Below are 13,456 nucleotides of genomic sequence, written 5' to 3' on the forward strand. Positions count from 1 at the left end.
GCAATAATAATCATTCTCATTCGCACTTGTCCAATACTTTTTGCAAAAAATAGCGGTTGACTCAAATTTTAAAGTCATTGATGTTGAAAGGGACGTTTAACTGACTGAGGAACAAGGAATGAGTGAGATAGTGATACGCCATGCGGAACCGAAAGATTATGACGCCATTCGTCAGATCCACGCCCAGCCGGAGGTGTACCACAACACACTACAGGTTCCTCATCCCTCTGAGCAAATGTGGCAAGAACGGCTATCCGACCAGCCCGGCATCAAGCAGCTCGTCGCCTGCATAGAAGGTCATGTCGCCGGCCATCTGTGCATCGTCGTCGCGCAACGCCCGCGCCGCAGCCATGTGGCTGATTTTGGGATTTGTGTCGGCGCGCAGTGGCAAAACCGGGGCGTTGCCAGCGCTCTGATGCGCACCATGATTGATATGTGCGATAACTGGCTGCGCGTTGACCGCATTGAGCTGACGGTATTTGTCGATAACGAACCGGCGATTGCGGTGTACAAAAAACACGGGTTCGAAATTGAAGGCACCGGCAAACGCTATGCCCTGCGCAACGGTGAATATGTGGACGCGTATTATATGGCGCGAATGAAGTGACACACTCCCCTCACCCCGGCCCTCTCCCCACAGGGGCGAGGGAGAAAAGACCGCACCGTGCAATCCCCTCTCCCCTGCGGGGAGAGGGTTAGGGTGAGGGGAATCGTTAATACCCCGCCGACAAATCATCCACCGACCGCGGATCCGACGCGCCAAACAGCGCCCCGTCCGGCCCGACCATAATGCTCTGGGTGCTGCCCATCGCCTCCTTCACCGCCACCTTCTGCCCGCGCTGTTCAAGCAGCTTGATGGTGTCCGGGCTAAAGCCCTTCTCCACGCGCAGCTCGTCCGGCAGCCACTGGTGATGGAAACGCGGAGCGTTGGTCGCTTCGGCGACGTTCATCCCAAAGTCGATGCTGTTCACCACCATCTGCAGCACAGTGGTGATAATACGGCTGCCGCCAGGGCTGCCGGTCACCAGCCAGGTTTTTCCGTCTTTTACGACAATGGTGGGCGACATGGACGACAGCGGACGTTTCTTAGGCCCTACCGCATTCGCATCGCCGCCCACCAGCCCGTAGACGTTCGGCACGCCCGGTTTGGCAGAGAAGTCATCCATCTCGTTGTTCAGCAGAATACCGCTGTTGCCCGCCACAATCCCGGTGCCGAAGGTGGTGTTGAGCGTGTACGTCACCGCCACCGCGTTACCGTCTTTATCCACCACCGAGAAGTGGGTGGTCTGGTTGCTTTCGTACGGCGCCAGCTTGCCGGGGCGGATCTCGCTCGACGGTTTGGCCTTGTTGATATCAATCTGATCGGCAATGGATTTGGCATACGCCTTGTTGGTCAGCGCCTGCCACGGCACCTTCACGAAGTCCGGATCGCCGAGATATTCCGACCGGTCGGCGTAGGCGCGTTTTTCCGCTTCCGCCATCACCTGCATGGCGTCCGCGCTGCCGAAGCCGAACTTGTGCATATCGAAGTTTTCGAGAATATTGAGGATCTGCACGATGTGGATCCCACCGGAGGACGGCGGCGGCATGGAGAAGACCTCGTATCCGCGATAGGTACCGCTAATCGGCTCGCGCTCCACCGCCTTGTATTCCGCCAGATCCGCTTTGGTGATGAGCCCGCCGTTCTTTTGCATCTCTTCCGCAATCTGGTCGGCAATTGCCCCTTTGTAGAAGGCGTCCGGGCCGTGCTCCGCAATCAGCTCCAGGCTTTTGGCGAGGTTCTTCTGCACCAGCCTATCGCCCTTCTTCAGCGGCTCACCGCCTTTCCAGAAGATGGCCTTGCTGTTTTCGTGATTCGGAATCACTTCGCTACCGTAGGTCTTGAGGTCGTCCGCCAGCGCATCGTTTACCACAAAGCCGTCGCGCGCCAGCTTGATGGCAGGCTGCACCACCTTGTTCAGCGGCATCGTGCCGTATTTTTCCAGCGCCAGCGAGAAGCCCGCAACGGTGCCCGGCGTGCCGGTGGCGAGGTGCGAAGTCAGGGATTTTTTGCTGTCAGGGTTACCCTGATCGTCGAGGAACATATCGCGGGACGCCTGAGAAGGCGCCATTTCGCGGAAATCGATGGCGGTGGTTTTGCCGTCTTTGGTACGCAGCATCATAAAGCCGCCGCCGCCCAGGTTCCCCGCCTGCGGATGCGTCACCGCCAGCGCATAGCCGACGGCGACCGCTGCATCCACCGCGTTACCGCCCTGCCTGAGAATATCGACGCCCACTTTGGTTGCCAGCGCATCCACCGACGCCACCATGCCATGGGTTGCCCGCACGGGATGAAAAACATCTTCCTCCACGCCGTAAGAGACCGGAGGCGCCGCTGGCGGGTTGGCCGCCACGCTAAATGTACCGCCTGCCATCAGCGCGGCGATGGCGACCCAGCGCAAAAACGTTGGTTTCATCATTATTGTTCTCCAGGTGAAGGGATCCATATTCCCCGCTTAAGCCTGGTTCACAACTCCTAAAAAATCATCGTCATGGTGAAATCGGGGTAAACTTAAGAGAGACCTCAAAAGGAGGAAATGACAATGAAACGCTTATGGATCCTTACGGCGCTGATCCCGTTTGCCGCGCTCGCACAGCCACTCAACACCCTGAACAACCCGAACCAGCAGGGTTACGTTATCCCGAGCCAGCAGCGTATGCAGACGGAGATGATGAGCCAGCAACAGCAGCAGAAAGGAATGCTTAATCAGCAGCTTAAAACGCAGACCCAGATGCAGCAGCAAAGCCTGCAAAATCAGATGAACGCCAACACCCAGCGCGTGCAGCAGGGGCAGGTACGCGAGCAGCCGCTGCCGAATAAAAACGGCGGGATGTTAGGAGGAATGACGTCGTCAGGCAGCGGACAGCAGCACATGCTTCCGCCGCAGTCGAATGGCAGTATGCTTAATCCGCAGAACTAAAGTCCGGGCCGATCAGGTCGATTGCATCGGTACAGATGCTGTCCACGCCCCAGCGCAGCAGTTCGGCTGCGCGCTGGGGTTTGTTAACCGTGTAGACCAGAATATGCAGGCCTGCGTCCTTCAGCATCTTCACCCGCGCCTCATCCAGCAGCCTGTGGTTGAGATGGATAGAAACGCACGCTAAGCGTGTCGTCAGCTCGCGCCAGTCCTCGCGCCACTCGTCAAGCAGCAGCCCGCGCGGCAGTTCCGGTACGGCCGCCTGTGCGGCCTCCAGCGCATCGATTTCAAATGATGACAGCAGCGGCGCGGTCATCCCTTCCCACAGTTCGCGCGCGGCCAGGGCAATGACTTTGCCCGTCAGCGGCCCGGTGCCGGTGGTCGGTTTGATTTCGATATTGGCCATCATGCCGTGCTGGCGACAGCGATCGGCCACTTCCGCCAGCAGCGGCAGCGGTTCGCCTTTGAATTCGCCGCTGTACCAGCTTCCGGCGTCCACTTTCAGCAGATCGCGCCACGGCAGCTCGCCCGCCACGCCCCAGCCGTTGCTGGTGCGTTCGAGGTTATCGTCATGCAGCAGGAAAATTTCGCCGTCTTTCGACAGCTTGGCGTCGAACTCGATCATCGTGTGACCGTAGCGCGCGCCAACGTCAATCGCCGCCAGGGTGTTCTCCGGCGCCAGCTTACCGCCGCCACGGTGGGCGACGACGTGGGGATAAGGCCAGTTGCTCATACTCGTTGTCCTGTTTCACCGTCAAACAGGTGCAGATGGTTTTCCGGCAGGTGCAGCCACAGCGTGCTGCCTGCTTTCGGGCGCTCCTGATGTGCCAGGCGCACCACCATTTTTTGTTCGCCCCAGCGCCCGTGCGCCAGGTTATCTGCACCCAACATCTCCAGCGTGTCCATCACCAGCGGCACGCCGCCGTCCGCCTGAGAGGTTAAAACGATATGCTCGGGGCGGATACCGAGCGTCATCTTACGCCCGGCGTAGCCACGATAGTACCAGTTGATCGGCAACGCCATCCCGCTTTCCAGCTCAAAATGCGTGCCCGCGCTGCTGATACGCCCTTCAAGCAGGTTCATTGCCGGGCTGCCGATAAAGCTCGCCACAAAGCGGGTGGCCGGTTTCTCGTACACTTCCACCGGCGTGCCAATCTGTTCGGCGATGCCTTTGTTCATCACCATCACGCGCTGGGCGAGGGTCATGGCTTCGACCTGATCGTGGGTCACGTACAGGGAGGTGGTGTTCAGGCGACGGTGCAGCTGCTGCAGCTCAAGACGCATCTGCACGCGCAGCTTGGCGTCGAGGTTAGACAGCGGCTCGTCGAACAGGAATACCGCCGGATCGCGCACGATGGCGCGCCCCATCGCCACGCGCTGGCGCTGGCCGCCGGAGAGCTCGCGCGGTCGGCGCTTCAGCAGGCCGTCCAGCTCGAGAATGCGCGCCGCCTCTTTCACCCGCTCGTCGATATGGCCTTTGCCCATGCCGCGGATTTTCAGCCCCCAGGCCATGTTCTCTTCCACGCTCATGTGCGGATAGAGAGCGTAGTTCTGGAACACCATCGCGATGCCTCTGTCTTTCGGCTCCATCTCGGTGACGCGCTGGCGGTCAATCCAGATATCCCCGGAAGTCACGCGCTCCAGCCCCGCCACCATGCGCAGCAGGGTGGATTTGCCGCAGCCGGACGGGCCGACCATCACGATGAATTCTCCGTCCGCCACGTCGAGCGTCAGCGGCTGAATAACCTGGGTTTTGCCATCCCAGCTTTTGGTTACTGCCTGAAGTTTTAAACCTGCCATCTTATTTCTCGCTATCGACCAGGCCGCGGACAAACGCGCGCTGCATGGCTAAAACAATGACTACGGGTGGGATAAGGGTGAGCAACATCGCCGCCATCACCTGGTTCCAGAGGGTGGTGCCTTCGCCGGTGGCGATCATGCCTTTGATGCCCGCCACGGCGGTACCGAGGTTAACGTCCTGAATAATCAGCAGCGGCCACAGGTACTGGTTCCAGCCGTAGATAAAGGTGATCACAAACAGCGCTGCGAGGTTGGTTTTCGACAGCGGCAGCACGATGTCGCGGAAGAAGCGCATCGGCGACGCGCCGTCGATACGCGCCGCTTCAATCAGCTCGTCCGGCAGGGTCATAAAGAACTGGCGGAACAGGAAGGTGGCGGTCGCCGAGGCCATCAGCGGCAGGGTTAAGCCCGCGTAGCTGTCGAGCATCTTCAGGTTGGCAATCACTTCTACCGTCGGGAAGATACGCACCTCTACCGGCAGCATCAGGGTGATAAAAATCATCCAGAAGAAGAGGTTACGCAGCGGAAAGCGGAACCAGACGATGGCGAAGGCCGAAAGCATCGACACCGTAATTTTGCCGACCGTAATGCCAAACGCCATGATGAAGCTGTTGAGCATCATCAGCCAGAACGGCGCGCTGTTGGCGCCCACGCCCTGAGTCCAGATGGTCTTCATGTTCTCGAACAGATGCCCGCCGGGGATCAGCGTCATCGGCGTGTCGAACACCGCTTTGGTGTCCAGCGTGGCGGCGACAAACGCCACGTATAGCGGGAAGAGGATGACGATAATCCCTAAAATCAGCATGGTATGGCTGAAAATCGTCAGCCCGCGACGGTTCTCAATCATTGGTAGCGCACCTTACTTTCGACATAGCGGAACTGCACCACCGTGAGGATGATGACGAGGAACATCAGCACGACCGACTGCGCGGCGGAGGCGGAGAGATCCAGCCCCGCAAAGCCTTCGCGGTAGATTTTGTAAATCAGCGTGGTGGTCGCCTGCACCGGGCCGCCTGCGGTCGCCGCGTCGATCACCGGGAAGGTGTCGAAGAAGGCGTACACGAGGTTAACCACCAGCAGGAAGAAACTCACCGGGGCGATCAGCGGCAGCGACAGCCTGAAGAAGCGACGAATAGGCCCTGCCCCGTCAATCGCCGCGGCTTCCACCAGCGAGCGCGGAATGGACTGCAGCGCGGCAAAGAAGAACAGGAAGTTGTAGCTGATCTGCTTCCACACCGAGGCGAACACCACCAGGAACATGGCCTGACCGCTGTTCTGGGCGTGGTTCCAGTCGTAGCCGAACTCGGCCAGGAAGTGGGTAATCAACCCGCGACCGGGGTTAAACAGGAAGATCCACAGTACGGCGGCGACGGCGGGAGCCACGGCGTAAGGCAGCAGCATCAGGGTTTGATAAATACGGCTGCCGCGCACCACGTAGTCCACCAGCGCGGCGAAAAACAGCGAGGCAACCAGACCGCTGACGGTCACCAGCGCGCTGAACTTCATCGTCGTCCAGAAGGAGTCCAGGTAGTAGCTGTCGTGGAACAGTGCGGTAAAGTTGTCCAGGCCAACAAACTGGCTGGAAAGCCCGAACGGGTCGACGCTTTGTACCGAGTACCACAGCGCTTCGCCCGCAGGCCAGATAAAGAAGATAACGGTGATGACCAGCTGCGGTGCGACCAGAAGATAGGGCAGCCAGCGGGAACGAAACACCGGACGGGATGATGACATAGGTTTGCTCTGTAGGTATTCACCCCTCACCCCGGCCCTCTCCCCAAAGGGGCGAGGGAGAAAAGACGGCTCCGCGCAGTCCCCTCTCCCCTATGGGGAGAGGGTTAGGGTGAGGGGCAGGTTTGAATTACGATTTGGTCGACTGCTCAAAGCGGCGCAGCAGCTGATTCCCGCGCTCTACCGCAGAGTCCAGCGCCTGCTGTGGCGTTTTCTTCCCGGTCCACACGCTTTCCAGCTCTTCATCCACGATGGTGCGGATCTGCGGCATGTTGCCCAGACGCAGGCCTTTGGTGAACGGCAACGGCGGCTTGTTCAGCATCTGACGCGTCGCAATGTCCGCGCCCGGGTTCTTGCTGTAGAAGCCCTGCTCGCGGGTCAGGTCGTACGCGGCTTTGGTGATCGGCAGGTAGCCGGTCTTCTGATGCCATTCGGCGGCGTTTTCAGGCTTGGCCAGGAAGTCGAGGAATTCGGCTACGCCTTTGTAGGTGCCCTTGTCTTTACCCTGCATCACCCACAGGCTCGCCCCGCCGATGATGGCGTTCTGCGGCGCGCCCTTCACGTCAGCGTCGTACGGCATCATGCCCACGCCGTAGTTGAATTTGGCGTAGTGACGGATATCCGCCAGCGAGCCGGAAGAGGCGGTGGTAATGGCGCAGTCGCCGTTGTAGAACTTCTCGGTGGATTCGTCTTTACGTCCGAAGTAGCTGAAGTCGCCCTTCTTGTTCAGATCGGCAAGCAGCGCGATATGCTTCACCTGCTCAGGCTTGTTGAACTCCAGGACCGCGTCGGTGCCGTCGAAGCCGTTGTTTTTGGTCGCCACCGGCAGACCGTGCCAGGCGCTGAAGTTTTCAATCTGGATCCAGCCCTGCCAGCCGCTGGCGTAGCCGCACTTCATCCCCGCCGCTTTCAGCTTCGCGGTGTACTCCGCCAGGTCCTGCCAGGTTTTGGGCGGCTGCTCCGGGTCTAAACCGGCTTTTTTGAAGGCGTCTTTGTTGTAGTACAGCACCGGCGTGGAGCTGTTAAACGGCTGAGACAGCAGGTGGCCGGTTTTGGAATCGGTGTAGTAACCCGCTACGGTCGGCACGAACTGCGACTCGTCGAAGTTGATGCCCGCTTCTTTGAACACTTCATACACCGGTTTGATGGCTTTAGAGGCCATCATGGTGGCGGTACCCACTTCATAAACCTGTAACAGGGCCGGTGCGTTACCCGTACGGAAGGCGGCGATGCCCGCGCTCAGGCTCTGCTCGTAGTTGCCTTTGTACACCGGCACAATTTTGTAATCCGGATGGGTGTCGTTGAAACGCTGCGCCAGGGAGTCAACTTCTTTACCCAACTCCCCTTCCATGGAATGCCAGAACGGAATGGTGGTGACAGCCATTGCGTTCGTCGCAAAAGCCAGACCCAGTGCCAGACCCAAAGCTGTGTGTCGTAACGATGTCATTGTCATCTCTCTTATTGTGCCGGATGCGCGATATCACGCGTTTTATGCTCGCGAGGTAACATGACATGCTCGAATTACAGAAAAATAACTGTTTGTTTACAGATAAGTGACAGCCAGGCGTCAGGGGGATGATGGTTGTGTGAAAGGGGCTGGGGGTGTGGTTTAGGTGCGGTCTGGTGCCCTCACCCCGACCCTCTCCCACGGGGAGAGGGAGAAAACATTAAAAAAGGCATCTTGCGTTGCCTTTTTGCTTTTACCTCGTGCGGTCTGGTGCCCTCACCCCGACCCTCTCCCACGGGGAGAGGGAGAAAACATTAAAAAAGGCAACTTGCGTTGCCTTTTTGCTTTTACCTCGTGCGGTCTGGTGCCCTCACCCCGGCCCTCTCCCACGGGGAGAGGGAGAAAACATTAAAAAAGGCAACTTGCGTTGCCTTTTTGCTTTTACCTATCCGCCCAGATACGCGCTCCGCACCGCTTCGTTCGCCAGCAGCGCGTCGCCGGTATCCTCCAGCACCACGCGGCCGTTCTCCAGCACGTAGCCACGATCGGCGAGCTTCAGCGCCTGGTTGGCGTTCTGCTCGACGAGGAAGATGGTCATCCCCTCTTTGCGCAGCTGCTCGATGGTGTCGAAAATCTGCTGGATGATGATCGGCGCCAGACCGAGCGACGGTTCGTCCAGCAGCAGCAGGCGCGGCTGGCTCATCAGCGCGCGGCCAATCGCCAGCATCTGCTGCTCACCGCCGGACATGGTGCCCGCACGCTGGATGCGGCGCTCCCACAGGCGCGGGAAGAGTTCATATACCCACTTGATGCGGGTCTGGTATTCATCGCGGTGAGCGAAGAACCCGCCCATCGCCAGGTTCTCTTCCACCGTCATGCGGGAGAAGACGCGGCGCCCTTCCGGAACAATAGCCACCGCCTCGCGCATGATTCTGGCGGTCTGCCAGTCGGTAATGTCTTTACCATCGAACACAATCCGCCCGCTGGTGGCGCGCGGGTCGCCGCACAGGGTGCCGAGCAGCGTGGTTTTGCCCGCGCCGTTGGCGCCAATCAGGGTCACGATTTCACCCTGATTGATATGCAGGCTGACGTCGTGCAGCGCCTGGATCTTGCCGTAGTGCGCGTTGACCTTGTCGAACGTTAACATCGCTTTTTCCATCTTATGCCTCACCCAGGTATGCGCGGATCACGTCCGGGTTGTTGCGGATCTCTTCCGGCGTGCCGTTTGCCAGCGGCATGCCCTGGTTTACCACGTAGATACGGTCCGAAATGCCCATCACCAGCTTCATGTCGTGCTCAATCAGCAGGATGGTGGTGTCGTGACTGTCGCGCAGCTCGGCAATCAGCTCGTCCAGCTCTTTGGTCTCTTTCGGGTTGAGCCCTGCCGCCGGTTCGTCGAGCATCAGGATTTCCGGCTGCGTCACCATGCAGCGCACAATCTCCAGACGACGCTGGTCACCGTAGGCCAGATTGCTCGCCTGACGGTTGGCGTGCTGCAGCAGGCCAATTCGGTCGAGCCAGGTGGCGGCGCGGTCAAGCGCTTCATCCTGCGCGCGGCGGAAGGCCGGGGTTTTCAGCAGGCCGGAGAACAGCCCGGTTTTCAGCTGCTGATGCTGGGCCACCAGCAGGTTCTCAATCACCGTCATCTCGCGGAACAGACGCACGTGCTGGAAGGTACGCACCACGCCCATACGGGCGATCTGCTGGCCCGGCAGCCCTTCCAGGTGCTGGTCGCGCAGCATGATGGTACCGCCCGTCGGCTTGTAGAAACCGGTCAGGCAGTTAAAGACCGTGGTTTTCCCTGCGCCGTTCGGACCAATCAGGGAGACAATCTCTTTCTTGTGCAGATCCAGATTCACGTTGTTGACCGCCAGCAGGCCGCCAAAACGCATCATCAGGCCGTTAACGGATAATAATGGCTGACTCATGCCTGCTCTCCTTTCGCTTGCCCGTTCTTCAGCTTCAGCTGTGGACGGGTCATCGGCAGCAGACCCTGCGGACGCCAGATCATCATCAGCACCATCAAACCACCCAGCATCAGCATGCTGTATTCGTTAAAGTCGCGCATCAGCTCGCGGGAGACCACCAGCAGGATGGCCGCGAGGATAACGGCGAACTGCGAGCCCATCCCGCCGAGCACCACAATCGCCAGCACAAAGGCGGATTCGGCGAAGGTGAACGATTCCGGGCTAACGAAGCCCTGACGCGCGGCAAACAGCGTTCCGGCGAAACCGGCAAACGCGGCGCTGATGGTGAACGCGGTCAGCTTGATGCGGGTCGGGTTCAGGCCCAGGGAGCGGCAGGCGATCTCATCTTCACGCAGCGCTTCCCACGCGCGACCCAGCGGCATGCGCAGCAGGCGGTTGATCACGAACAGGGTAATCACCACCAGCAGCAGCGCCACCAGATAGAGCCAGATCACGCGGTCGGACGGGTCATACTTCACGCCGAAGAAGTTGCTGAAGGTATCCCAGCCGCCTTCGCGGGCGGTACGGCTGAACTCCAGCCCGAAGAAGGTCGGTTTCGGGATCTGGCTGATGCCGTTCGGGCCGCCGGTCACTTCGGTGTTATTGAGCAGCAGGATACGGACGATTTCACCGAAGCCTAAGGTCACAATCGCCAGGTAGTCACCGCGCAGGCGCAGCACCGGGAAGCCAAGCAGGAAGCCAGCAGCGGCAGAGACCAACCCCGCCAGCGGCAGGCAGGTCCAGAAGCCGAGACCGTAATAGTGGTTCAGCAGCGCGAAGGTATAGGCGCCGATGGCGTAGAAGCCGCCGTAGCCCAGCACCAGCAGGCCCGAGAGCCCCACGACCACGTTCAGACCGAGGCCGAGAATCACGTAGATCATGGTCAGGGTGGCGATATCCACGGTGCCACGCGACACCACGAACGGCCACGCCACGGCGGCCACCAGCAGCGCCACGAGGAACAGCTTCTGCTTAACCGTAGAACCGTCGATTGCCGGCAGGACGAATTTCGGACCGGAGACGTTTTTCAGCGTTTTCTGGAACAGCGGACGCAGCAGCTGGAACAGGAACACTACGGCCGTGCCGATAAACACCCACTGCCAGCGGATGTCAGCTGCGGTATCGACAACCAGTTTGGTGCCATTCAGCTCAAGCTGGACGCCCATAAAGACGCTGGCCAGCACGAAGAACATGGCGGCAGAGAGCAGCGCCATTGCAAAATGCATCGGTTTCATACTTTCTCTACCTCCGGACGGCCCAGAATACCGGTAGGCATCACCAGCAGAACCAGAATCAGCAGGGCAAACGACACCACGTCTTTATACTCCGTGCTCAGGTACGCCGAGGAGAGCGCTTCGGCCACGCCCAGGATCAGGCCGCCGATCATCGCGCCCGGAATACTGCCGATACCGCCCAGAACCGCCGCGGTGAAGGCTTTCATCCCGGCCATAAAGCCGATGTACGGGTTGATCACGCCGTAGAACTGGCCGAGCAGGACGCCCGCCACCGCCGCCATCGCGGCGCCAATCACGAAGGTCAGGGCAATCACGCGGTCGGTGTTGATGCCGAGCAGGCTCGCCATCTTCAGGTCTTCCGCGCAGGCGCGGCAGGCGCGTCCCATACGCGAGTAGCGGATGAACAGCGTCAGGGCGAGCATCGCAATAAAGGTCACGACCCAGATAACCAGCTGCATGGTGGTGATAGAGGCCGCGAAGTTTTCGCTGGCCCCCACAATCCACTGGCCATTGAACAGGCTTGGCAGCGCCACGTCGCGCGAGCCTTCGGTCAGGCTGACGTAGTTTTGCAGGAAGATCGACATCCCGATCGCGGAAATAAGCGCAATCAGGCGCTTGGAGCTGCGCACCGGCCGGTAGGCCACGCGCTCAATGCTCCAGCCGTAGGCGCTGGCAATCACGATCGCGCCGACAAACCCGGCGGCGACCAGCAGCCAGCTGCTGTCGATGCCCATCATCATCAGGGCGGCGATAATCATAAAGGAGACGTAGCTACCGATCATGTACACCTCGCCATGGGCGAAGTTGATCATGCCGATAATGCCGTAAACCATCGTATAGCCGATGGCGATCAGCGCGTAGGTGCTTCCCAGCGTAACGCCGTTAAACATCTGCTGCAGGAAATAGAGAAACTGCTCGGACATATGCAAACCTTTTTATACCCGCCCGTCATGCCGGGCGGTGGGATAATTATTTGGCGGCCGAGGATGAACCGTCGGCGTGCCACTTAAAGACACCAAACTCAAATCCCTTCAGATCGCCTTTCTCATCCCAGTTCAGCGGCCCAATCACGGTGTTCGCCCCGTGTGCTTTTAAATCTTTCACCAGATCCAGCGGTTCTTTGCTGCCGGAGCGATCCAGCGCGGTGGCCAGAGACTGTACGGCCGCGTAGGTGATCCAGACGTACGGACCACTCGGATCTTTCTTCTGCGCCTTGAGCGCATCCACGATAGCCTTGTTGGCCGGATCCTGGTCATAGCGTTTTGGCATCGTCACCAGCATGCCTTCGGCAGAATCCCCCGCGATGTTTGACAGGGAGGCATTGCCCACGCCCTCTGGCCCCATAAACTGGGTTTTCAGACCGGTGGCGCGCGCCTGACGCAGCATCTGCCCCATCTCCGGGTAATAGCCGCCGTAGTAAACGAAATCGATATTCTCTTTTTGCAGACGGGCAATCAGCGCGGAGAAGTCTTTCTCACCGGCGGTAATGCCGTCGAAGAAGACGATGTTCGCGCCGCCTTTTTTCAGGCCGTCCTGCACGGAGCGCGCCAGGCCTTCGCCGTACTGCTGTTTGTCATGAATAATGGCAATGCGCTGTGGCTTAACGGTCTCGAGGATGTATTTGGCGGCGGTGGGGCCCTGCGAGGAGTCCAGACCGGCGGTACGCATGATGTGCTGATAGCCGCGCTGGGTCAGTTCCGGGTTCGTTGCGCCTGGGGTGATCATCAGAATGCCTTCGTCTTCGTAGATATCAGACGCAGGCTGCGTGGAGGATGAGCACAGGTGGCCGATCACATACTGAATACCGTCGTTGACGATTTTGTTGGCGACCGCGACGGCCTGTTTAGGATCGCAGGCGTCGTCATATTCCACGCCCACCAGCTTGTCGCCTTTGATGCCGCCCTTAGCGTTGATGTCTTTGATGGCCTGGCGCGCGCCGTTGAATTCCATGTCACCCCACTGGGCAACAGGGCCGGACATCGCGCCCACTACCGCAACTTTAATGTCGTCTGCCATAGCGGCATGCGAGATCGACAGTGCGACCATCCCCGCGATTAACGTCTTCGCGTTCCTTTTCATCTCTGAATCCCCATTCGTGATGTCGTGTTTATATTTTGTTTTATTATGGTTAAAAAGCATTCTGTACTTTTAATGAACAACGCTATTTTTACCAGTGCCTTTAATGGTTTAGCGCAGTTTTTTGTCAAAAACCAGACTAAAATCTCTATTTTTCAGGCGATTAAGCAAAGATAATATTCTGAAATCAGGCAGAGATAAACAAATAAAAGTGCAGTTTGCAGCATAAAATAACGGTACAAAGCG

The 13,456-nt window shown here is 59.0% G+C and carries 13 protein-coding genes; 2 read left to right on the forward strand and 11 right to left on the reverse strand.

Going from position 1 to position 13,456, the window contains the following annotated elements; genetic code table 11:
- Nucleotides 1-118 precede the first annotated feature (118 nt).
- Entirely contained in the window at nucleotides 119-607 is a 489-nt protein-coding gene (gene yhhY / locus UR289_RS17405) for an N-acetyltransferase (protein WP_033144400.1), read from the forward strand.
- Between the two features lie 106 nt (nucleotides 608-713).
- On the opposite strand, the gene ggt is transcribed toward yhhY, so the two are convergent.
- Nucleotides 714-2,459 (reverse strand): gamma-glutamyltransferase, encoded by a 1,746-nt coding sequence (ggt, locus tag UR289_RS17410; protein WP_072210884.1) that lies wholly within the window; start codon nucleotides 2,457-2,459, stop codon nucleotides 714-716.
- A 123-nt stretch (nucleotides 2,460-2,582) separates the two neighbouring features.
- Between ggt and UR289_RS17415 the strand changes: the two genes are divergently transcribed.
- Nucleotides 2,583-2,960, forward strand: coding sequence for a DUF2756 family protein (locus tag UR289_RS17415; RefSeq protein ID WP_045888353.1), 378 nt, complete (start codon nucleotides 2,583-2,585; stop codon nucleotides 2,958-2,960).
- Here the strand turns inward: UR289_RS17415 and ugpQ are convergent.
- The 10 genes from ugpQ to livK all read right to left on the reverse strand — a co-directional run bounded on the left by ugpQ (nucleotide 2,944) and on the right by livK (nucleotide 13,213).
- On the reverse strand, nucleotides 2,944-3,690 hold the full coding sequence (gene ugpQ, locus UR289_RS17420; RefSeq protein WP_045888354.1) for a glycerophosphodiester phosphodiesterase: 747 nt from the start codon (nucleotides 3,688-3,690) through the stop codon (nucleotides 2,944-2,946). The two genes, UR289_RS17415 and ugpQ, sit on opposite strands and share 17 nt — an antisense overlap.
- Entirely contained in the window at nucleotides 3,687-4,757 is a 1,071-nt protein-coding gene (locus UR289_RS17425) for a sn-glycerol-3-phosphate import ATP-binding protein UgpC (protein WP_045888355.1), read from the reverse strand. The genes ugpQ and UR289_RS17425 overlap by 4 nt, the downstream gene beginning before the upstream one ends.
- 1 nt (nucleotide 4,758) lies before the next feature.
- Nucleotides 4,759-5,604 carry a sn-glycerol-3-phosphate ABC transporter permease UgpE gene (gene ugpE, locus UR289_RS17430; protein WP_028015153.1) on the reverse strand — a complete coding sequence of 282 codons (846 nt, stop codon included), beginning with the start codon at nucleotides 5,602-5,604 and terminating at the stop codon, nucleotides 4,759-4,761.
- On the reverse strand, nucleotides 5,601-6,488 hold the full coding sequence (ugpA, locus tag UR289_RS17435; protein ID WP_033144396.1) for a sn-glycerol-3-phosphate ABC transporter permease UgpA: 888 nt from the start codon (nucleotides 6,486-6,488) through the stop codon (nucleotides 5,601-5,603). Before ugpA ends, ugpE begins: the two co-directional genes overlap by 4 nt.
- Before the next feature lie 127 nt (nucleotides 6,489-6,615).
- Nucleotides 6,616-7,932 carry a sn-glycerol-3-phosphate ABC transporter substrate-binding protein UgpB gene (ugpB, locus tag UR289_RS17440; protein ID WP_023310025.1) on the reverse strand — a complete coding sequence of 439 codons (1,317 nt, stop codon included), beginning with the start codon at nucleotides 7,930-7,932 and terminating at the stop codon, nucleotides 6,616-6,618.
- Between the two features lie 445 nt (nucleotides 7,933-8,377).
- Nucleotides 8,378-9,091 (reverse strand): high-affinity branched-chain amino acid ABC transporter ATP-binding protein LivF, encoded by a 714-nt coding sequence (livF, locus tag UR289_RS17445; protein WP_008500102.1) that lies wholly within the window; start codon nucleotides 9,089-9,091, stop codon nucleotides 8,378-8,380.
- Nucleotide 9,092: 1 nt separating this feature from the next.
- Nucleotides 9,093-9,860: a high-affinity branched-chain amino acid ABC transporter ATP-binding protein LivG gene (gene livG, locus UR289_RS17450; RefSeq protein WP_320711076.1), complete on the reverse strand. Its 768-nt coding sequence runs from the start codon at nucleotides 9,858-9,860 to the stop codon at nucleotides 9,093-9,095.
- Nucleotides 9,857-11,134 (reverse strand): branched chain amino acid ABC transporter permease LivM, encoded by a 1,278-nt coding sequence (gene livM / locus UR289_RS17455; RefSeq protein WP_023310023.1) that lies wholly within the window; start codon nucleotides 11,132-11,134, stop codon nucleotides 9,857-9,859. Before livM ends, livG begins: the two co-directional genes overlap by 4 nt.
- Nucleotides 11,131-12,057, reverse strand: a complete 927-nt coding sequence (gene livH, locus UR289_RS17460) for a high-affinity branched-chain amino acid ABC transporter permease LivH (RefSeq protein ID WP_008500099.1) — start codon at nucleotides 12,055-12,057, stop codon at nucleotides 11,131-11,133. Before livH ends, livM begins: the two co-directional genes overlap by 4 nt.
- 46 nt (nucleotides 12,058-12,103) lie before the next feature.
- A complete protein-coding gene (gene livK / locus UR289_RS17465; protein ID WP_039264148.1) occupies nucleotides 12,104-13,213 on the reverse strand; it encodes a high-affinity branched-chain amino acid ABC transporter substrate-binding protein LivK in 1,110 nt (369 codons plus the stop codon).
- Nucleotides 13,214-13,456: the final 243 nt, after the last annotated feature.

This window comes from Enterobacter sp. 302C9 (assembly GCF_034106085.1).
Classification (GTDB): Bacteria; Pseudomonadota; Gammaproteobacteria; order Enterobacterales; family Enterobacteriaceae; genus Enterobacter; species Enterobacter asburiae_B.

What these genes read in the sequence shown, in the direction of transcription:
- yhhY (WP_033144400.1), top strand. Translation starts at nt 119, where the DNA reads ATGAGTGAGATAGTGATACGCCATGCGGAACCGAAAGATTATGACGCC.
- ggt (WP_072210884.1), bottom strand. Translation starts at nt 2,459, where the DNA reads ATGATGAAACCAACGTTTTTGCGCTGGGTCGCCATCGCCGCGCTGATG.
- UR289_RS17415 (WP_045888353.1), top strand. Translation starts at nt 2,583, where the DNA reads ATGAAACGCTTATGGATCCTTACGGCGCTGATCCCGTTTGCCGCGCTC.
- ugpQ (WP_045888354.1), bottom strand. Translation starts at nt 3,690, where the DNA reads ATGAGCAACTGGCCTTATCCCCACGTCGTCGCCCACCGTGGCGGCGGT.
- UR289_RS17425 (WP_045888355.1), bottom strand. Translation starts at nt 4,757, where the DNA reads ATGGCAGGTTTAAAACTTCAGGCAGTAACCAAAAGCTGGGATGGCAAA.
- ugpE (WP_028015153.1), bottom strand. Translation starts at nt 5,604, where the DNA reads ATGATTGAGAACCGTCGCGGGCTGACGATTTTCAGCCATACCATGCTG.
- ugpA (WP_033144396.1), bottom strand. Translation starts at nt 6,488, where the DNA reads ATGTCATCATCCCGTCCGGTGTTTCGTTCCCGCTGGCTGCCCTATCTT.
- ugpB (WP_023310025.1), bottom strand. Translation starts at nt 7,932, where the DNA reads ATGACATCGTTACGACACACAGCTTTGGGTCTGGCACTGGGTCTGGCT.
- livF (WP_008500102.1), bottom strand. Translation starts at nt 9,091, where the DNA reads ATGGAAAAAGCGATGTTAACGTTCGACAAGGTCAACGCGCACTACGGC.
- livG (WP_320711076.1), bottom strand. Translation starts at nt 9,860, where the DNA reads ATGAGTCAGCCATTATTATCCGTTAACGGCCTGATGATGCGTTTTGGC.
- livM (WP_023310023.1), bottom strand. Translation starts at nt 11,134, where the DNA reads ATGAAACCGATGCATTTTGCAATGGCGCTGCTCTCTGCCGCCATGTTC.
- livH (WP_008500099.1), bottom strand. Translation starts at nt 12,057, where the DNA reads ATGTCCGAGCAGTTTCTCTATTTCCTGCAGCAGATGTTTAACGGCGTT.
- livK (WP_039264148.1), bottom strand. Translation starts at nt 13,213, where the DNA reads ATGAAAAGGAACGCGAAGACGTTAATCGCGGGGATGGTCGCACTGTCG.